The sequence below is a fragment of the Methylomonas sp. HW2-6 genome (assembly GCF_052474525.1).
This window is the reverse complement of the sequence record NZ_CP184124.1, coordinates 2,463,702-2,483,685: the sequence shown is the minus strand read 5'-3', so window position 1 is coordinate 2,483,685 and position 19,984 is coordinate 2,463,702. Positions and strand designations below refer to the sequence as shown.

The 19,984-nt window shown below is 55.1% G+C and carries 20 protein-coding genes; 10 read left to right on the top strand and 10 right to left on the bottom strand.

Annotated features, from left to right (window positions below; all coding sequences use genetic code 11):
- Positions 1-2: 2 nt before the first annotated feature.
- From ACH518_RS12340 to ACH518_RS12320, 5 genes are all read right to left on the bottom strand, one after another.
- Positions 3-1,154 (bottom strand): flagella assembly protein FlgT middle domain-containing protein, encoded by a 1,152-nt coding sequence (locus ACH518_RS12340; protein WP_445370297.1) that lies wholly within the window; start codon positions 1,152-1,154, stop codon positions 3-5.
- 16 nt (positions 1,155-1,170) lie between these two features.
- Positions 1,171-1,854, bottom strand: a complete 684-nt coding sequence (locus tag ACH518_RS12335) for a hypothetical protein (protein ID WP_445370296.1) — start codon at positions 1,852-1,854, stop codon at positions 1,171-1,173.
- Between the two features lie 108 nt (positions 1,855-1,962).
- The gene (rsfS, locus tag ACH518_RS12330) at positions 1,963-2,304 is read right to left on the bottom strand and encodes a ribosome silencing factor (protein WP_445370295.1); all 342 of its coding nucleotides are present in this window, start codon (positions 2,302-2,304) and stop codon (positions 1,963-1,965) included.
- An 8-nt stretch (positions 2,305-2,312) separates the two neighbouring features.
- Complete coding sequence (gene nadD, locus ACH518_RS12325) at positions 2,313-2,948, bottom strand: nicotinate-nucleotide adenylyltransferase (protein ID WP_445370294.1); 636 nt, start codon at positions 2,946-2,948, stop codon at positions 2,313-2,315.
- Positions 2,949-4,205 carry a glutamate-5-semialdehyde dehydrogenase gene (locus tag ACH518_RS12320; protein WP_445370293.1) on the bottom strand — a complete coding sequence of 419 codons (1,257 nt, stop codon included), beginning with the start codon at positions 4,203-4,205 and terminating at the stop codon, positions 2,949-2,951.
- 298 nt (positions 4,206-4,503) lie between these two features.
- On the opposite strand from ACH518_RS12320, the gene ACH518_RS12315 reads away from it, so the two are divergent.
- The 5 genes from ACH518_RS12315 (at position 4,504) to ACH518_RS12295 (ending at position 8,319) form a co-directional block, all read left to right on the top strand.
- A complete protein-coding gene (locus ACH518_RS12315; protein ID WP_445370292.1) occupies positions 4,504-4,656 on the top strand; it encodes a hypothetical protein in 153 nt (50 codons plus the stop codon).
- A 9-nt stretch (positions 4,657-4,665) separates the two neighbouring features.
- Entirely contained in the window at positions 4,666-5,190 is a 525-nt protein-coding gene (locus ACH518_RS12310; protein ID WP_445370291.1) for a cytochrome C oxidase subunit II, read from the top strand.
- Entirely contained in the window at positions 5,183-6,802 is a 1,620-nt protein-coding gene (locus ACH518_RS12305; protein WP_445370290.1) for a b(o/a)3-type cytochrome-c oxidase subunit 1, read from the top strand. The genes ACH518_RS12310 and ACH518_RS12305 overlap by 8 nt, the downstream gene beginning before the upstream one ends.
- Positions 6,803-6,804: 2 nt before the next feature.
- Complete coding sequence (locus ACH518_RS12300; protein ID WP_186289628.1) at positions 6,805-7,452, top strand: c-type cytochrome; 648 nt, start codon at positions 6,805-6,807, stop codon at positions 7,450-7,452.
- Positions 7,453-7,527: 75 nt separating this feature from the next.
- On the top strand, positions 7,528-8,319 hold the full coding sequence (locus ACH518_RS12295) for an elongation factor-1 alpha (RefSeq protein WP_186289627.1): 792 nt from the start codon (positions 7,528-7,530) through the stop codon (positions 8,317-8,319).
- A gap of 33 nt (positions 8,320-8,352) precedes the next feature.
- On the opposite strand, the gene ACH518_RS12290 is transcribed toward ACH518_RS12295, so the two are convergent.
- From ACH518_RS12290 to ACH518_RS12270, 5 genes are all read right to left on the bottom strand, one after another.
- Positions 8,353-9,117: an inositol monophosphatase family protein gene (locus tag ACH518_RS12290; protein ID WP_278212343.1), complete on the bottom strand. Its 765-nt coding sequence runs from the start codon at positions 9,115-9,117 to the stop codon at positions 8,353-8,355.
- Positions 9,118-9,206: 89 nt separating this feature from the next.
- The gene (locus ACH518_RS12285) at positions 9,207-10,499 is read right to left on the bottom strand and encodes an ammonium transporter (protein WP_140913264.1); all 1,293 of its coding nucleotides are present in this window, start codon (positions 10,497-10,499) and stop codon (positions 9,207-9,209) included.
- Positions 10,500-10,633: 134 nt separating this feature from the next.
- Positions 10,634-10,972: a P-II family nitrogen regulator gene (glnK, locus tag ACH518_RS12280; protein WP_140913263.1), complete on the bottom strand. Its 339-nt coding sequence runs from the start codon at positions 10,970-10,972 to the stop codon at positions 10,634-10,636.
- Positions 10,973-11,155: 183 nt separating this feature from the next.
- Positions 11,156-12,559: an ammonium transporter gene (locus ACH518_RS12275; protein ID WP_445370289.1), complete on the bottom strand. Its 1,404-nt coding sequence runs from the start codon at positions 12,557-12,559 to the stop codon at positions 11,156-11,158.
- 28 nt (positions 12,560-12,587) lie between these two features.
- Entirely contained in the window at positions 12,588-12,926 is a 339-nt protein-coding gene (locus tag ACH518_RS12270; RefSeq protein ID WP_064024325.1) for a P-II family nitrogen regulator, read from the bottom strand.
- 396 nt (positions 12,927-13,322) lie between these two features.
- On the opposite strand from ACH518_RS12270, the gene ACH518_RS12265 reads away from it, so the two are divergent.
- The 5 genes from ACH518_RS12265 to ntrC all read left to right on the top strand — a co-directional run bounded on the left by ACH518_RS12265 (position 13,323) and on the right by ntrC (position 19,884).
- Positions 13,323-14,678, top strand: coding sequence for a porin (locus ACH518_RS12265; protein ID WP_278212345.1), 1,356 nt, complete (start codon positions 13,323-13,325; stop codon positions 14,676-14,678).
- A 161-nt stretch (positions 14,679-14,839) separates the two neighbouring features.
- A complete protein-coding gene (gene glnA, locus ACH518_RS12260) occupies positions 14,840-16,249 on the top strand; it encodes a glutamate--ammonia ligase (RefSeq protein ID WP_140913261.1) in 1,410 nt (469 codons plus the stop codon).
- A gap of 114 nt (positions 16,250-16,363) precedes the next feature.
- Positions 16,364-17,140, top strand: coding sequence for an exodeoxyribonuclease III (locus ACH518_RS12255; protein ID WP_445370288.1), 777 nt, complete (start codon positions 16,364-16,366; stop codon positions 17,138-17,140).
- Positions 17,141-17,420: 280 nt separating this feature from the next.
- A complete protein-coding gene (gene glnL, locus ACH518_RS12250) occupies positions 17,421-18,476 on the top strand; it encodes a nitrogen regulation protein NR(II) (protein WP_140913259.1) in 1,056 nt (351 codons plus the stop codon).
- Positions 18,463-19,884, top strand: coding sequence for a nitrogen regulation protein NR(I) (gene ntrC, locus ACH518_RS12245; protein WP_445370287.1), 1,422 nt, complete (start codon positions 18,463-18,465; stop codon positions 19,882-19,884). Before glnL ends, ntrC begins: the two co-directional genes overlap by 14 nt.
- Positions 19,885-19,984: the final 100 nt, after the last annotated feature.

Below are 19,984 nucleotides of genomic sequence, written 5' to 3'. Positions count from 1 at the left end.
ACTCACGGAGCAGCAAAACTTTTCACCCAGTCTCCCGGCCGAACCACCCGGTTCGTCCCCGAATCCAGAGTGCCGGCCGCCGTGTTGGCACTGACTTCCGAGACAGTCAAAATTCCAATCGACTCGCTCAATCCGTGTCCATCCGGCGCGATCCCTGCTGCAGAAAATATCATCAACTTGTCTCCCGCTTTGATTTTGTCCTGAGCGCCGGCCGCGATCACGATTCGGTTATGGGTCGACTCCAACACGCGGGTGGTGAATGGGTAACAGCCGAATAGTCGATGCAAATCCGCACTGGCCTGCTGAATCAATTCGTCGATTTTATGCCCGGACGGCGTGTCGTTGAAGCGCTCGCTGCCGACGTTATAGCCGTTCGGCAGCGACACGTCGCCCAGGATAGAGGCACTGTAACGCTGCTGGAATAACAGCGCGCCGCTGAAACCGTCGTGGACGAAGACGTCGAAATCGATACTGCGCCGGCCGATAAATTCCCTGGTCATGGATTTGATTTCCGCCAATACACCTGTGCCTCGCACATATTCGGTGGATTCGGTGCGAAACCCGCGTATCACGCCGGACAACACGAACTGGGCATTGTATTGGCGGGCGACGTTAACGATCACCGACTCGGCCGAGCCTGTCGGCGACAGGATTTCCGGCGCGATGTCGGGTCGGGAATACAATACGGCGTTGGTCAGATTACGGCCGATAAAATCGCCGGTTTCCATTAAGCGGTTATTGATTTCGCGCGGGATACCGCTAAACAAATCCTGGCTTTCGCTGCTACTCACCTGTTCGGCGTTCATGATCGGAAAACCGGTAGCAACGATCTTTTTGCGGTAAGGCGAAGCACAATGCTGACGCTCGGACAATACTGCCAAGGCCTGAACCCGGTAGACCTCGCCGTCTTGCCATTCGTCAACCACCTTGACGTCACTGATGACCGACCCAACGTTGCTGCGTTTCAACTGCGAAGAAGCGCGCATCACTGCGTCGTCGATCGCTGCACGTCGGGCTTCCTCGACACCGCCGACGCCGATTTGCGCAGCCCCTTGCACAGTGGTTTGGCGGCCCGACGCGTCAACAGCCCCGTCGCCGGCGCCGTATTTACGCATCAACGAGCCGTCGCAGGCGACCAATAGGATCGCCAACATCGGTGCAATCAGACTGTTAAAGCGTATTAAAGAAGCCATTGAATAGAAAGTATTGCAGAAATCCGCGAGCACCGGTATTGACGATACCTTGCGCGTCGTAAAAGCCGGCATCCAACAAAACGTCGTCCAGCAGGTTCGGTTGTTTAGAGAAACCGCTGACGTAATACAGATCATTACAGTCACGCACACCGCAAGCCAGATTGGCGGATGTGACCGTGGCTTCCTTATAACCCAATCGGGTAAACGGAACCTTATTTTCTTCCTGCAAACATTGGTTGACGTTACCGGCACCGCCACTCATGCACCGGTAAAACCGCGGACTGAGTTGCAGCTCCAATGTTGCTTTCAAGTTGTCCTTTACGGTGCGGTAATCCGAGGCGGCAGCGCCGCGTAGATAGGTATCGAGATAGACACGATAGGTTTCATCGCGCATCACTTTTGCGCCGACCGTATCGCCGTTGTCGAGCGGCTCCCGGTACAACTGGTCCGCCAAACCGCGGAATGCCTCAAGCTTGGCCGACTGTTGCGCTTGCAACCAACGCTGGTTGACCGAAAGCCGACCGCTGTTGTCGAAACTGCTGAAACCGCTGGCGCGCAAGGTTTTAGTCTGCTGCACCGACTCCGCATTCTTGCCGCTCAGGCTGGTACACGCCGCTAATCCCAAACATGCCGCTAAACCGATTATTCGCAATGCTTTCATAAACCCTCCTCTCTATGCCTGAGTCATCGGCAGAGCAGAATTATTCTTTAGGATCAGTCTGAAAGTTTAGCTCGACCCGGCAAGCAATTTGCTTACACGCCGGCGAGGTCAGGCCCTGGCCGCATCGCCGGCTACCGACCACAACTTCTCTAATTGATAAAGTTCACGCGCCTGTCCCGTCATCACGTGTACGATCACGTCGCCCAAATCCAGCAAGATCCAATCCGAACTTTGGTCGCCTTCCATACCCAAAGCTTGCAGCCCGCTCTCTTTCACCTTTTCGAGCACGTAATCGCACAACGATTTGGCATGCCGCGATGAGGTACCGGTGGCGATCACCATGAAATCGGTGATACTGGTCTTACCCCGCACATCGATGGTTTTGATATTCAGGCCTTTGCGGAGGTCGAGTTCGGTTTCGACCAGTTTCACTAATTCTTCTGATTGCATTCGAATTCCTATTGATCAGTAGTTGCTTGATAAAGTTGATGCTGACGGATCAAAGCAATAACCCGATCAGGCAATAAAAACTGCGGACTGCGGCCAGCCGCGATTAAACGACGGATTTCAGTTGCGGAAATCGCCAAGGCCGTCACCGGTTGGAAGAACACCCTTCCGGCCGCTTCGACGCTCAACACACCGGCATCGTCGACGACCCGCTGTTGCAAAAAAACCGGTAACGGCCCGGGTTGAAAACCGGGTCTGGTCATCACGACGATGTGGGCAAACTCGAACAGGTGCTGCCATCGGTGCCAGCGCTCCAAACCGGCAAAGGCATCGGCGCCGATGAACAGCACTAATGGCGTATCGCCCGCTAACTCGCTCCGCAATGCCGCCAAAGTATCGACCATATACGAAGGCCCGTCGCGCTCCAGCTCGCGCCTATCGGCGTAAAACCCAGGCGTATCCGCCACCGCGGCGGCCAGCATCTGCATCCGAATCTCGGCGTCGGCCTCGGGTTGGCCGCGATGGGCCGGCAGCCGGCATGGAACCAGGTGCAGGCGCTGCAGTTTGAACAGCTCCTTGACTTCCAACGCCGTGCGTAAATGGCCGAAATGGACCGGATTGAAAGTGCCGCCGTAAACGCCGATCATTTACTGGCGAATATGGCCGTCGCCAAGCACGATGTATTTCAATGACGTCAGGCCGTGCAATCCTACCGGTCCGCGGGCGTGCAGTTTGTCGGTGCTGATGCCGATTTCGGCGCCCAAACCGTATTCGAAACCGTCGGCAAAGCGGGTGGAGGCGTTGACCATCACCGAGCTGGAATCCACCTCGCGCAAAAAGCGCCGCGCCAAGGTGTAGTCCTCTGTGACGATGGCTTCGGTGTGGGCCGAGCTATAGGTATTGATGTGGTCTATCGCTTCGTCGATATCGGCCACGATCTTGATCGACAAAATCGGCGCCAGATATTCGGTATGCCAGTCTGCTTCGCTGGCGCGGACGGCCTGTTTCACTAAGGAACAGGTTTTCAGGCAACCTCGCAATTCGACGCCCTGCTCCGCGTATTTTTCGGCCAAAACCGGCAGTACCGCCGGAGCGATGCTCTCGGCGACGAGCAGGGTTTCCATCGCATTGCAGACACCATAGCGGTGGGTTTTGGCGTTCATCGCAATCGCTACGGCCTTGTCGATGTCGGCTTTACCGTCGATATAGACGTGGCAAATCCCATCCAAATGCTTGATCACCGGGATCGTCGCTTCGGCGCTGATCCGCTCGATCAGGCTCTTGCCGCCGCGCGGTACAATCACGTCAACATATTGCTGCAGCCGGATCAATTCGCCAACCGCGGCCCGATCGGTGGTTTCGACTACCTGTACCACCTGTTCCGGCAGGCCGGCCGCGGCCAAACCCTTGGCGATGCAGGCGGCAATCGCCCGATTGGAGTGAATCGATTCCGAGCCGCCGCGCAAAATACAGGCATTACCGGATTTCAGGCACAAGGCCGCCGCATCGACCGTAACGTTGGGCCGCGACTCGTAGATGATGCCGATCACGCCCAAGGGCACTCGCATCTGGCCGACCTGAATACCGCTGGGCCGATACCCGAGATTGCTGATTTCACCCACTGGGTCGGGCAAAGCCGCGACTTGCTTCAAACCCTCGACCATCGCGTCGATGCGAGCCGGCGTCAGTTCCAGCCTATCCAGCGTGGCCGCATCCATGCCGTTAGCCCGGCCGGCATCGAGATCCTTGCGGTTTTCGCTGGCTAATGTGGCGCTATCGGCCTCGAGCATGGCGGCGATATTCAACAGCGCATTATTTTTACGACCGCTATCGGCCTTACTGATCTCGCGGCCGGCAAGCCTGGCCTGTCGCCCTAACTGCTGCATATAGTCAGTGATGTTCATCTTGACAAACCCAGTCATTTGGAAAAGTCGGCCATTATACCAAGCCGAAGCCAAGCACCGCGACCATCGCGAAATACTGCAGCCAATACCGGGAGCCAATACTGACATTGATAGTAACTTTGGATTACAACCAATTAATTACATTGAATTTTCGCTTTCGATCCGACGGGGGCTAAGGTTATGATTACCACAGCAATCGGCTGGTTAAGTCATCAGCAAGAATGACGGAGCCTGTGCTGTTCATGCCGTTGGTTGCCAACTCAATTCCTGTCATAAACGCATACAAGAAAGGAAGGATATGAACAATCTCACTGAAGAAGAACGCAAAAAAATCCTGGAGAGCTCGCCGGTCGGCACCTGGGCTTTGATGCTGATCGTCTCCGGCGGCATGGTAATTGCCTGGTTGCTAATGTATTACGGGGTATTTCTACCCCGCGGCCATATCGGCTAGGAGGCTGCCATGCATATCGATCGACTCGAAAAAAGATGGGCCGGCATCGCCTTGGGCATTGCCGGCCTTTTTGTTGCGGTGATTCTGGGCTCAGCCCTGCTTCACGGTATCCATGCGCCAAGCAACGTCGAAACCATAGATTCGGCGAAATTACATTTATCCGCAGAATTTGCCGAAGACAAATTAGGCGCCATTACCAACCCGGACGGTAGCGTGACGGTGCGGATGGTAGCCGGACGGTACGGTTTTTATCCAAAAACCCTGACCCTGCCGGCGGAAACCAAAATCACCTTCCGCTGGGTCAGCCTGGACGTGATCCACGGCGTGCACATCCCGATGACGAACATGAGCACGATGATCGTGCCGGGTTATGTCGCTCAAGTCCAAACCGAACTGCATCATGCCGGCGACTATCCGCTGCTGTGCAACGAATACTGCGGCATGGGCCACGCCCATATGTGGAGCAACATCAAGGTGGTCAGCAAGGCGCAATGGGAAGCGCTCAACAAACAAGGGGGAGCAAACCATGGATAACAGCGTAGAAAAAAAATTGGCGCTGACCCATTTCTGGGTCGCCTTCGCCGCCTTCGGCTTGGCCGCGGTGATGGGCCTTTATCAAGTCATCGAACGCAGCGGCTTCTTCAGCTTTCTGGAATCGCGCGAGGTTTATTACGCCTCGGTCAGTACCCACGGCGTGCTGATGGGCTTTGTGTTGACCACCTTTTTCATCATGGGCTTCGGCTATTACGTCGCCACCAGCACGCTGAAATTGCCGGTGTGGAATAAAACCTTCGCCTGGACCGGCTTAGGCGTGGCCTTGGCCGGCGTGGTCATGGCCGCGTTACCGCTGCTGTTCGGCCAGGCCTCGGTGCTGTTTACCTTTTATCCGCCGTTGAAGGCGCACCCGTTGTTCTATATCGGCGCCACCTTGTTGGTGGTCGGCTCCTGGTTCTGGTGCGTGTCGATGATCGTCATGTATATGCAATGGAAAAAGGCCAACCCCGGCGTACCGGTGCCGCTGGCGATGTTCGCCACCACCGGCAACGCCATCCTGTGGTTGTGGACCAGCGTCGGCGTCGCTGCAGAAGTGTTGTTCCAGTTAATCCCGTGGGCATTGGGTTGGATCGACACCATCGACGCCGGCTTGGCCCGCACCCTATTCGCCTGGACCCTACATCCTATCGTCTACTTCTGGCTGATTCCGACCTACACCGCGTTTTACTGTCTGGTACCGAAACAAGCCGGCGGCTTTTTGTTCAGCGACGAAATGGCCCGCGCCGCCTTCATCCTGTTGGTGGTATTCAGCTTGCCTATCGGCTTCCATCATCTGTATATGGACCCGGAACAAGGCCACGGCTGGAAACTGCTGCACGCGGTCGGCACCTTCGTCGTGACCTTACCGACCTTCATTACCGGCTTTACCGTGATTGCCTCGCTGGAAATCGCCGGCCGTTTGCGTGGCGGCAAAGGACTGTTCGGCTGGATCGCGGCGCTGCCCTGGAACAACCCGATGGTTCTGGCCTTGATACTGGGCCTACTGATGCTGATCTTCGGCGGCTTCGGCGGCTTGATCAACGCCAGTTACGCGATGAACGCGATGGTACATAACACTGCCTGGATTTCCGGCCATTTCCATCTGATCTTCGGCGGCACCACCATCATCATGTACTTCGGTATCGCCTATTACTTCTGGCCGGTGTTGAGCGGCAAACCGCTGTATTGCCCGTCGCTGGCGATCGCCCAACTGTGGAGCTGGTTTATCGGCATGATCATCATGACCACGCCCTGGCACATTTTGGGCCTGCTCGGCCAACCGCGCCGGATCGACAGCGTGCACTACAACAACTTGTTGACGCTGTCCTGGGAACCGTACGAGGTGACGATGATATTCGGCGGCCTGATTCTACTGGGCTCGGCCGGTTTGCTGATCTATATCCTGTATAAAACCCAAACCAGCCAGGAAAGCTATAAGGGCGAGGTCGAATACGCCGAACCGATCCATGCCGTCAAGGAATTACCCGGCTACCTGAACAGCTTCGGCTTGTGGAACGCCATCATCGCCGTATTCATGCTGATTGCCTTCGGTTATCCGATTCTGCAATTTTTCTTGATGGAAACCTTTGGTTCAGGCAGATGGGGGGTCTGATCATGAAAAAACTGATACTCACTACAGTCTTGCTGTTGCCGAGCGCATTGGCGGCGCAACCGTCGTCGCAAGTGGCCTGGACCGCCGCGGAGCTGAACTTTGCCAAAGCCGGCAACCCGCAGAAAGGCCAGGAACTGGCCAAAACCTGTGCGGCTTGCCACGGCGAAAACGGCATCAGCACGATGCCCGGCACGCCATCGCTGGCCGGCCAGCTACCGACCTACCTGTACAAGCAGTTGCGCGATTACGCCGACGGCAGCCGCGACAATCCGATGATGTCGGGCTTGGCCAAATCGCTAAGCAAGCAGGATGCGGCCGACTTGGCGGCGTGGTTTTCTACCCGGCCGCCGGCATTCAAATCGCGCAGCCCGATGGTCTATGAACTGGCGGAAAAGCTGGTTTCGGCAGGCAGCAGCGACCGGATTTTGCCGCCATGCGAAGTTTGCCACGGCGGTAACGGTCAAGGCCAGGAAATGGATATCCCGGCCCTGGCCGGCCAAAATGCCGAATATTTGGTCGCGACCTTAAAGGCTTTTAAAACCGGTAGCCGCCGTAACGACATCTATAGCAGGATGCGTTTGCTAGCCGAATCGCTCAGCGAAGACGAGATCAATGAACTAGGCTTTTTCTACCAAAACGTCAAAAAGTAACCAGGCTGGCCGGGCGGCCGCAAATCGCGGCCGCCCATTCACGCCTGCTCCGTCAACTCAGCGACCGGACAACCTATGTCGACCGAACCCAATATTCCCGTTAAATATGCCTACAAAGGCGCGAATCTAGTCAGCTTCGGCACATGTATCAAGTTGCTGTTCACCGGCTATCTGGTCACCATCGGCGCCGGTTACTTGATGGCGCTGACCCAAATCTTGTTCACTCACGGCATGGCCGACGGCAAGTTCGGCTTGTCGCTGGACGACATCGTCTACAGTTACTACGGCGATCGCTCGGGTTCGGTACTGGAATCGAAACTGAACGGCTCGATGAAAATGAACGCACCGGACCAGGATCGGTTCAAGATTATCCAGTGGGTGCGCGACGGGGCCGCCGAAGCGTCTTATAACGCCGACATCAAACCCATCGTCGAAAAGAACTGCGTGATGTGTCACAACGCCAATGCCGGCTCGTTACCGGATTTTTCCAAATTCGAAAACCTGAAAAAGGTATCCGAATCCAACGAAGGCGCCACCTTTGCCTCGTTGACCCGGCTGTCCCACATTCATTTGTTCGGCATCAGTTTTATTTTCATGTTCGTCGGCCTGATCTTTAGCTTCAGCACCGGCGTACCGTGCAAATACAAGTATCCGGCCATCGTCATGCCCTATTTGTTTTTGCTGGTCGACATCGCCTCCTGGTGGCTGACCAAGTTAAACCCGCACTTCGCCTGGCTGATCATCGTCGCCGGCGCCGGGCTTGGCATCTCCTTCGCCTTCATGTGGACCGTGTCGATGTACCAGATGTGGATCCTGGGCGGCGTACTGAAACAAGCCGACCGGCGCAATGCGGTATTGCGGGATTAGCCGATACCAAACCAGCCTGACCGTCACCGCTAGCTACATCAACGGCAAGATTTGATCGAGCAATTTGCCGTTGGTGGCCAGGATTTGTTTGGGAAACACGCCGGGATTGCCGGCGAAATCGGTGACGGTGCCGCCGGCTTCCATCACGACCAGGGCGCCGCCGGCGACGTCGTACAGATTCAATTCCTGCTCCCAAAACGCATCGACTTGGCCATCGGCGACGGTGCATAAATCCAATGCGGCCGAACCCAGACGGCGTTGGCCGGTGGTAGCTTGGGCGATGCGGGCGAAGCGCGCCAGATTGTTGTCGGTAAGATATTGGCGCAGGCAGGCAAAACCGGTCGAGACCATGCTGGCGCCGAGGTCGGTTTCGTCGGAGACCCGGATCGGTTTGCCGTTTTTCCAGGCGCCCTTGCCTTTCTCGGCGCAGTAATAGTCGTCTAAAGCAGGGCCGTAGACTATGCCCATGATCAGTTCGCCGTCGATTTCCAACGCAACGCTGATGCCCCAGAAATATTGGCCCTTGGAAAAGGAATGGGTGCCATCAATCGGATCGACGATCCAGCGACTGGTTTGATTGGCGGTCTGACCGCTCTCCTCGCCCCAGAAACCGTATTCCGGGCAATGTTCGGTCAGCGCTTGTTTCAGATAATTTTCGACGGCAACGTCAGCGTCGGTCACTAAATCGCGCGCGCTTTTTTTGTTGACGGCCAGATTGGGCAGATCGTTGAAATAATTCATCGCCACACTGCCGGCGGCGCGAATGATGGGTTCCAGAGCTTGGAGTGTGATTGGCATGGAAATCTCGGCTTAAAATAGCGGTAGCGGGGTGTTGGCACACCCCGCCTGTTGAGTCAGCCGGTTATTCTAACCTGCAATGCCGCAGTTTACAGATTGTGGTAGCCGGTCTCTTCGTGCAGCACGATATCCAGGCCTTGCTGCTCTTCATCGTCTGTGACCCGCAGACCGATCAGCACATCCAAAATCTTCAACAAGCCGTAACTGAAAACACCGCTCCAGGCGGCGGTCACCAGCACCGCCAGGGTCTGGATTGCCACTTGGTGACCGATGCTGACGCCGTTCAGCCCCAGCCCACCGAAACTCTCGGCCGCAAACACGCCGGTGAGAACGGAGCCGACGCAGCCGCCGACGCCGTGTACCGGAAACACGTCCAACGAATCATCGATTTTCAAGCGACGCTTGACGAATTGGGTGGCATAGAAGCAGACGCCGCCCGCGACCACGCCGATTATCAAGCCGCCGATAGGCCCAACGAAGCCGGAGGCCGGCGTAATGGTGCCCAACCCGGCCACCATGCCGGTAACGATGCCCAAAACGCTGGGTTTACTATAACGCAGCCATTCGATCGTCATCCAGGTCAAGGCGCCGGCCGCCGCCGCGATATGGGTCACGACAATCGCCATTCCGGCCGACCCGTCCGACTTCAGCGCACTACCGCCGTTGAAACCGAACCAACCGAACCAAAGCATGCCGGCGCCGGTAACCACCATCGTCATATTGTGCGGCGGCATCGCCACGGTCGGAAAACCTTTGCGCCGGCCCAACACCAATGCCGCAACCAGCGACGCAACCCCGGCATTGACATGAATCACGATGCCGCCGGCGAAGTCCTTAGCGCCCAGCGCCGCCAACCAGCCGTTACCCCAAATCCAGTGGCAAATCGGCATGTAGACGAAAACCAGCCACAACCCGCTGAACCAGAGCATCGCCGAAAATTTCATGCGTTCGGCAAAGGCGCCGACGATCAGTGCCGGCGTGATGATCGCGAACGTCATTTGGAACATGAAAAACACGGTTTCCGGGATGTCGCCGGTCAAACTGCGGATGCCCATATCCGGCAGAAAGATCTTGGAGGCGCCACCCAACCACGGCTGCCAATCGCCGCCGTCGGCGAAGATAAAGCTGTAAACACCGGCCAGCCAGAGCAAAGAAACCAAACAGGTAATCGAAAAACACTGCATTAACACCGACAGCACGTTTTTGCTTCTGACCAGACCGCCGTAAAACAGCGACAAGCCCGGTATGGTCATGAACAAGACCAACGCGGTGGAGGTGAGAACCCAGGCGGTGTTGGCCTGGTTTAATTCATCGGCGAACGCCGAAACGGGTAATGCCCAGGTGGAGGCGATGAGCGTTAACGCTCTTATAATTGTTGTCATGGTCTATCACGAATATTGTTGTGTTGTTTTTTGACGGGCTATAAACAACAAAATCGCCCTGGTCTACGTTTTACCCGCAGACCAGGGCGATTTTTGCCGATCTTACGCCCGACTTTCTGATTATTATCGGTGTATCAAATCGCGTCTTCCCCGGTCTCGCCGGTTCTGATTCGTATGATTTGCTCCAGATTGGTAACGAAGATTTTACCGTCGCCGATTTTGCCGGTATTGGCAGCCTTGACGATGGTTTCCACGGCTTGGTCGACAATCTGGTCGGCCACCGCAATCTCCAATTTCACCTTGGGCAGAAAATCCACCACGTACTCGGCACCGCGGTACAGTTCGGTGTGGCCTTTTTGCCGGCCGAAGCCTTTGACTTCTGTCGCCGTCACACCGGCCACGCCGATTTCGGACAAGGCCTCTCTAACGTCGTCCAATTTGAACGGTTTAATGATTGCTGTAATTAGTTTCATGCTATCCCCAAAAAATCGAATGGTTAACGTGCTGTTTCGTGACAGTTGCGGCCAATGATAAAGAATTCCGCCGCAACCTACAATTTAGCCAGCCGCGTTACTGACAAGACATCCCGAGCTAACTGAAACGGGCGACCTGTAATTGATCGCCCGTTCCCTCAAGCATTTCGGTACGCGTAGCAATTAACTGTGGTAAGCGGTCTCGCCGTGCTCGGTAACGTCCAGACCCTCGCGTTCGGTGGCTTCGCTGACTCGCAAACCCAGTGCTACATCGGCAATTTTGAAAGCGATGAACGATACGACGCCGGACCAGACAATGGCGACGCCAACACCCCAGGCTTGGCTGCCGAGCTGGGTCAAAATGCTATAGTCCGGTGCCGTAGCATTGGTAACATAATCCCATACTCCGGAACCGCCCAACGCCGGGCTGGCGACAACGGCAGTACCCAACGCGCCGATGATGCCGCCGATACCGTGCACGCCGAAGGCATCCAACGAATCGTCATAGCTCAAAGCATGTTTGAGGTAAGTGACAGACCAGAAACACACCGCGCCGACCACCAGACCCAGCACGATCGATCCCATTGGACCGGCCCATCCGCAAGCCGGGGTAATTGCAACCAAGCCGGCTACCGCGCCGGAGGTGGCGCCCAACATGCTGGGTTTACCGCGTACCAGCCATTCTGCGGCCATCCAGGCCAGGGTCGCGGCGGCGGCGGCCAGCAGAGTGTTCAAGAACACCATCGCCGCCAAGCCGTTGGCTTCCAGGTTGGAACCGGCGTTGAAGCCGAACCAGCCTATCCACAGCAACGACGCACCGATCATGTTCATCGTTACGCTATGCGGCGCGATGAATTCTTTGCCATAGCCGATACGTTTGCCGATCATCAAGCAACCGACTAGGCCGGCAATACCAGCGTTAATGTGCACCACGGTACCGCCGGCAAAATCCAGCGCACCTTTTTGGAACAGAAACCCGGCTGTAGCCCCGGCAGTTTCCGCCGCTGCGGCATCGGTATAAGCATCGGGACCGGCCCAGTACCAAACCATATGTGCCATTGGCAAGTAGCAGAAGCTGAACCACAAAATGGTAAACAACAGCACCGCAGAAAATTTAACCCGCTCGGCAAAAGCACCGATGATCAAGGCCGGGGTAATTGCCGAAAACGTCAACTGGAACGCCACATAAATATACTCGGGCACGTAAACGCCTTTGCTAAAGGTCGCTGCCATGGAGTCCGGCGTGATACCACTCAAGAAAGCTTTACTGAATCCGCCAAAGAATGCATTGCCCTCGGTGAAGGCAACGCTATAACCGTAGGTAGCCCACAATACCGCGGTCAACGAGAAAATCACGAAAACCTGCATCAAAATCGACAGCATGTTCTTTGCTCGCACCATACCGCCGTAGAACAAAGCCAGACCGGGTATTACCATCAACGCCACCAGCACTGTGGCCACTATCATCCAAGCGGTGTCGCCTTTGTTAATCGTGGCTTGCACCGCCGGTGCGGCAGCTTCTTGCGCAAACGCCGCGCCGGATAGCCCAAACAGCGCTAACAGCGCCATGCTTGTTAAATATCTCATTGTTTATTTCCCCATCTTGATGTTGATGTTAAAGAGCTTCTTCGCCGGATTCGCCGGTTCTGATTCGAACCACCTGCTCCAGATTAGTGACAAAAATCTTGCCGTCACCGATTTTGCCGGTATTGGCGACCTTGACGATGGCTTCTACAGCTTGATCGAGCAACGCATCGGCCACCGCAACTTCGATCTTGGCCTTCGGTAAAAAGTCGACGACGTATTCGGCGCCGCGATACAGTTCGGTATGGCCCTTCTGCCTGCCGAAACCCTTAACCTCGGTCACCGTTACGCCCGACACGCCGATATCCGACAGCGCTTCGCGCACGTCGTCCAGCTTGAACGGCTTAACCACCGCTGTGATCAGTTTCATAGTTCAACACCTCGTTGCTTCAGTTAGTAAAATCCCGAAACCGACGAAGCATGATGCATGCCACTATTTATGTCCGTGATTTATAAGCGGTTGTTACAAATCCCCCGCCGAAACCAAATAGATTCGCACTCAGATGGTGCATCCGGCACAGACATGCACCACCACGACCCATCTCTTCAAGCACAAACTCAAACATTGACGCTAAGTCTCTTCATCTGATTGATTAGTCTAAGCAAACTTCCTCCGCACCAAAATAAATCACAAAATCGGAATTGCACCGTTTAGGTTCAAAAAAACCGGAACAAACAAACGTATCTTATTGATTTTTTATTAAAATGAAATTGGCCCCAAAAATGCTATTCTTAATGCAGTAGTCACACACCAAGAGGTAAACCTATGAAAATAATCCTTCCATCACTCAAACTTACTGCGAACACTTCGTTGGCGGCCGTCATCGCGCTGTGCTGCGGTAGCGCCACTGCCGAAACCTGGAGCCAAGCTCCCGGTTTGCTCAGCGCAGCCGGCATCGATCCCAACGAAAGCAAGTTCATGCAGGACCACAATCTGAAGTTGGGCGGATGGTTTAACGCCAGCATTGGCGCGAACATGAGCAGCAACGGCGATGGTTTTAACGGCCCGGTCACGTTCAACGACCGCAGTGGCGAATTCCAGGTCAACCAGTTCTACCTATATTTCCAAAAAGCCGTTACTGTCGGCGGCGATGCTTTCGATATCGGCGGACGAGTCGACGCCATGTACGGAACCGACGCGATTTTCACTCAAGCATACGGCTCCCCGGGATTTGATCCTAAAACGCTTGAAGCCAGCGAACGCGGCAGCTGGGATTTGGGCTTGAGTGGTAACGGTGAGCGCTTTTACGGCTTAGCCTTACCCCAGGCCTATGCGGAAATCAACCTGCCGTTTGGTAACGGTATCGACGTCAAACTCGGTCACTTTTACACCCCGATTGGTTACGAAGTCGTAACCGCGCCGGACAATTTCTTCATCACCAAACCTTATACGATGCAGTACGGCGAGCCTTTCACCCATACAGGGGTATTAGCGACCTATGCGTTCAATCCAAACTGGACCGTAATGGGTGGTGCCGTTACCGGTAGCAGCACTGGCGGCTGGGACGGTAACTGGGACCGCGATTTGGGTAACTGGGCCTGGCTGGGAGGCGTAACCTGGACTAGCGACGACGCAGGCACCTCTCTAGCGATTACGTCTACTGCAGGCAAACGTGCCGAGCATGTTAACGATAGCTGGTCAATGTACAGCGTGGTCGGCAAACACAATTTCACCGACAAGCTGCATTACATCATTCAGCATGACCACGGCTTCGCCCAAAACATTTGGATACCAGCTGATGCCAGCGGCAACGGCGACGCAGAATGGTATGGCATCAACCAATATTTGATTTACGACGTCAACGACAAAGTATCGGCCGGTTTAAGAGCCGAATGGTTCCGCGACCACAACGGCATCAGAGTTTACGGCCCAGGCCGCTGCTATGCCGCATCCGCTAACCAAGGCGACAACTTCGCCTGCGGCGGCAACTACCTTGCCAGCTATACCCAAGAAGGCTCGAGCTACTACGCCGTAACTGCCGGCATGAGTTACAAGCCGGCAAAATGGCTGAATCTGAGACCAAACTTGCGTTATGACTTTACCGACGACGCCAGAGCGTTCGATAACGGCACTCGGCAAAGCCAGTTTCTGTTTACCGCCGATGTGGTCGTGACTTTCTAAGCTCTACCCCGCTCGCCAACAAGCAATCACAAGACGCTTCCAGGGTGATTTAGGCACGCTGGAAGCTTTGATTTTTCTGGCTCTTGTTAGCAATTGATGCTATGGTAAGCGCCGGTTTTTTAAACCTAAAACAATAACCATCCACTAGGAGATTTTGGCCGATGTCAGTAGATAACGTACTAAAAATGATTCAGGAAAACGACATTAAATTCGTCGATTTCCGCTTCTGCGATACCCGCGGCAAGGAACAACACGTCACCTTCCCTGCGCACACCATCGACGAAGACACCTTTGAAGAAGGCAACATGTTCGATGGCTCTTCCATCGCCGGTTGGAAACACATTAACGAATCCGACATGATTCTGATGCCGGATCCCAGCACCGCCAAAATCGATCCGTTCTTCGACGACAAAACGCTGATCTTGCGTTGCGATATCATCGAACCGAAAGACATGCAAGGTTATGCCCGCGACCCGCGTTCCATCGCCAAACGCGCAGAAGCTTACATGCAATCTACCGGCATCGCCGACACCGCATTGTTCGGCCCTGAAAACGAATTCTTCATTTTCGACGACGTACGCTGGAGCGCCGGCATGGGCGGCTGCTCTTACCAAATCGACTCCGAAGAAGCCGGCTGGAACTCGGAAAAAGTTTACGAAAACGGCAACATCGGCCACCGTCCTGGCGTAAAAGGCGGTTATTTCCCGGTTCCGCCAGTCGATTCATTCCAAGACATGCGTTCCGCCATGTGCTTGGTGCTGGAAGAAATGGGTCAAACCATCGAAGTGCACCACCACGAAGTGGCCACTGCCGGTCAATGCGAAATCGGTTCCAAATTCAACACCCTGGTTAAAAAAGCCGACGAAGTGTTGGAATTGAAATACGTCATCGCCAACATCGCTCACGCTTACGGCAAAACCGCTACTTTCATGCCGAAACCACTGGTCGGCGACAACGGCAGCGGCATGCACGTCCACCAATCTCTGGCCAAAGGCGGCGTCAACCTGTTCACCGGCAACCTGTATGGCGGCCTGTCAGAAACCGCTCTGTACTACATCGGCGGTATCATCAAACACGCTAAAGCCCTGAACGCGATTACTAACGCGTCAACCAACAGCTACAAACGCTTGGTACCAGGCTTCGAAGCACCTGTGATGCTGGCTTACTCAGCACGTAACCGCTCTGCGTCCATCCGGATTCCTTACGTCACCAACCCAAAAGGTCGCCGTATCGAAGTTCGTTTCCCTGACTCCACCGCTAACCCATACCTGGCGTTCTCAGCCATGCTGATGGCCGGTCTTGACGGTATCCAAAACAAAATTCACCCAGGTGAAGCGATGGATAAAGACTTGTACGACTTGCCGCCAGAAGAAGAAAAAGCCATCCCGCAAGTGGCCTTCTCTTTCGACGAAGCGCTGGATGCTCTGGACAAAGACCGCGAGTTCCTGACCCGCGGCGGCGTATTCACCGACGACGTGATCGACGGCTACATCGAACTGAAAAAACAAGATGTAACTCGCCTGCGCATGAGCACTCACCCGGTTGAGCTGGATATGTACTACAGCCTGTAAAGGTTAAGCCTGTCTCGCGCAGGCAGAAACCGGCTCAAAACCCCGCAAGCTTCAAGGCTTAGCGGGGTTTTTTATGTCGCTCGTTACGACCGGAACCCATCCCAAAGTGTCCCCATGCTTCGCATTATTTCCGCCAACTTGAACGGCATTCGCTCCGCAGCCAACAAAGGTTTCTACGACTGGCTGGCAGACCAAAACGCCGATTTCGTCTGCTTACAAGAACTCAAGGCCCAACCCCAAAACCTGACCGCCGAGATGTTAAGGCCCGCCGGGCTATACGGTTACTTTCATTACGCCGAGAAAAAGGGTTACAGCGGTGTCGGCATCTATAGCAAGGTGCCGGCCGATACGGTCATCGAGGGCCTGGGCCACCTTGATATCGACAGCGAAGGCCGTTATCTGGAAATTCGAGTCGGCAATCTATCGATTGTCTCGCTGTACCTGCCGTCCGGTTCCAGCAGCGCAGAGCGCCAGGCTGTCAAGTTCAGTGTCATGGAGCGATTTCTTCCCCATTTAGCCGACTTGATCGGCAGCGGCCGCGAAGTCGTCGTGTGCGGCGACTGGAACATCGCCCACCGCCCGGCCGATTTAAAAAACTGGCGCGGCAATCAGAAAAATTCCGGATTTTTACCGGAAGAAAGAAACTGGATGACACAGGTGTTGGCAGAACTCGGTTGGGTAGATACCTACCGTTATTTATATCCCGACACCACAGACGAATGTTACACGTGGTGGAGCAATCGTGGCCAAGCTTGGGCTAAGAATGTCGGATGGCGCATCGATTACCAGATCGCCACGCCAGGAATCGGCAACAAGGCAGCCGCAGCGCAGATATACAAACAACAGCGGTTCAGCGACCACGCACCGCTGACCATTGACTATCGACTCTGATCGGCCACAAGGCAACTCAACAGCATCAACCTTGTTATTTAAGTCGCACCGAGATGATCGGTAACCCCCTCCCAAGTCCAGTTAGCCTTAAAAGCCGGGCACCCTGAAAACCGGCGACCGCAATACAGCGCACCACTTTGGTGCTTTTGCTCCAGCATATGCACTAAAATAAGCGCACCATAGGCAACTTCGCCCGGCAAGGTGCATCCGCCCTGAGAATCCGGACATTGGCGTACATATTGCTTTAGCTAAACAGGACTTTTAAGGATATCCGTTTCCAGTGCACAAAAAAATACTCGATCACTTAAACGAAGCAATCCTGCTGTTCGATAAGGATTTGCGATTAATCTACATTAACCCGGCAGGCGAAATGCTGTTAGCAGACAGCGCCAAGCATTTGCTTGGCCACACGGCGCACAAACTATTCAAAACCGCACACAGCAGCTTGTTTAATGAATTATTGCCGCGTCTGTACATGCTGGAACCCCTGGTCGATAGAGAGCTGATCCTAGAACGGCTTAACCAGTCGATTACCGTAAATCTCAGCGCGACGCCGTTACTGGAAGACGGCGAACTCAGCGAGATATTAATTGAGCTACAGCAAGTGGACCGCCATCTGCGCATTACCAAGGAAGAGCAATTGCTGGCCCAGCAAAACACCAGTCGGATGCTGGTCCGCGGTCTGGCTCATGAGATCAAGAACCCGCTGGGCGGGCTGCGCGGTGCGGCGCAATTGCTGGATTTGGAGTTACAAGACCCGGAATTGAAGGAATACACCCAAATCATCATTGCCGAATCCGATCGCTTGCAAGACCTAATGGACAAAATGCTGGGCCCGAACAAGCCGGCGAATAAGAGCCAGCTGAACATCCACGAAGTCCTGGAACGCGTCCGCCACCTGGTTGCGGCGGAATCGACCAAAGGCATCGTCTTGGAAACCAACTACGACCCCAGCATTCCAGAGATTTTCGCCGACAAAAACCAGCTGATTCAGGCGATTCTGAACATCGTCCGCAACGCGGTGCAAGCGTTACAGAGCGACGGCGAGATCACCATCAAGACCCGGGTGCAACGGCATATGACGATCGGCCGTAAACGCTACCGGCTGACGGTAAAAATAGACATCATCGACAACGGCCCCGGTATCAAACCCGAGCTGATGGGACAAATTTTTTACCCGATGATCACCGGCCGCGCCGAAGGAACCGGGCTGGGGCTATCGATCGCGCAATCCTTGATCAATCAGCACAACGGCCTGATCGAATGCGAAAGCGAACCCGGCCACACCGTGTTTTCCATCTACCTACCCTTGGAGCAAAATCATGCAAATTCCTGACAAGGTCTGGATTGTCGATGATGACAAATCCATTCGCTGGGTACTCGAAAAAGCCTTGCAGAAAGCCGGCGCCAACACGCAGAGCTTCTCCAATGCCGGCGATTTGTTGAAATCGCTACCCCACGGCTTGCCGCACGTGTTGATAACCGACATCAGGATGCCCGGCATGGACGGTTTCGAACTGCTGCGCAACATTCAAAACAGCTACCCCGAGCTGCCGGTGATCGTGATGACCGCGCACTCGGATCTGGAAAGCGCGGTATCGGCATTCCACGGCGGCGCCTTTGAATACCTGCCCAAACCCTTCGACGTTACCGAAGTCGTCGAAACCGTACAGCGCGCCTGCGCCCACAGCCGGCAACGTCATAGCGATAACACTCAGGAACAGGAAAGGGTGCAGGAGACGCCGGAAATCATCGGCGAGGCGCCGGCGATGCAGGAGGTATTTCGCGCCATTGGCCGTCTGGCCCGTTCGCACATTACCGTGTTAATCAACGGCGAATCCGGCACCGGCAAAGAGTTGGTAGCGAAGGCGCTGCACCGCCACAGCCCGCGTGCCGACCAGCCTTTCATCGCCTTAAACATGGCGGCGATTCCCAAGGACTTGATGGAGTCGGAACTATTCGGCCACGAAAAAGGCGCCTTTACCGGCGCCCAAGCCCGCCGCATCGGCCGCTTCGAACAGGCCAACAACGGCACCTTGTTTCTGGACGAAATCGGCGACATGCCGGCCGAATTGCAAACCCGACTATTGCGAGTGTTGGCGGATAACGAGTTTTATCCGGTCGGCGCCCACACCTCGGTCAAGGTCAACGTCCGCATCATTGCCGCCACCCACCAGGATCTGGAGGCACTGGTCGCCCAAGGCCGGTTCAGGGAGGATTTATTTCACCGTTTGAATGTAATCCGCATCCATATTCCGCCGTTGCGCGAGCGGCGGCAGGATATCGGTTTGCTGATGCGGCATTACCTCTACCAAAGTGCGAAAGAGCTGAACACCGAGATCAAAGTATTGCGACCGGATACCGAAGCGTTTCTGAGTTCCTTGCGTTGGCCGGGCAACGTCAGACAATTGGAAAACATTTGCCGCTGGCTCACAGTTATGGCATCGGGCCGGGAAATCCATATCGAGGATCTACCGCCGGAACTCAGCCAGAGCCACGCCGAAACCAGCGCAAATGAGCCCGGTAACGGCGACTGGGAAAACCAATTCAAAACCTGGGTCAAACAACAGCTCTCGTCGGGTAAAGTCGATATCGCCAAACATGCGATTCCGTCGGTGGAAACCTTATTAATCGAGGCGGCGCTGAACCATACCCACGGCCGCAAACACGAAGCGGCCTTACTTCTGGGTTACGGCCGTAATACGCTGACGCGCAAAATCAAAGAGCTGGATATCAAGGAATAAGCCACCGCGCCCGACTCGTACATCCCGCAGCCTCCCGGACCTGCCGTTGCTGGGGCGGCAGGTTTTTTTACTCCGATTAAAGCCATCGGTGTATACTCCC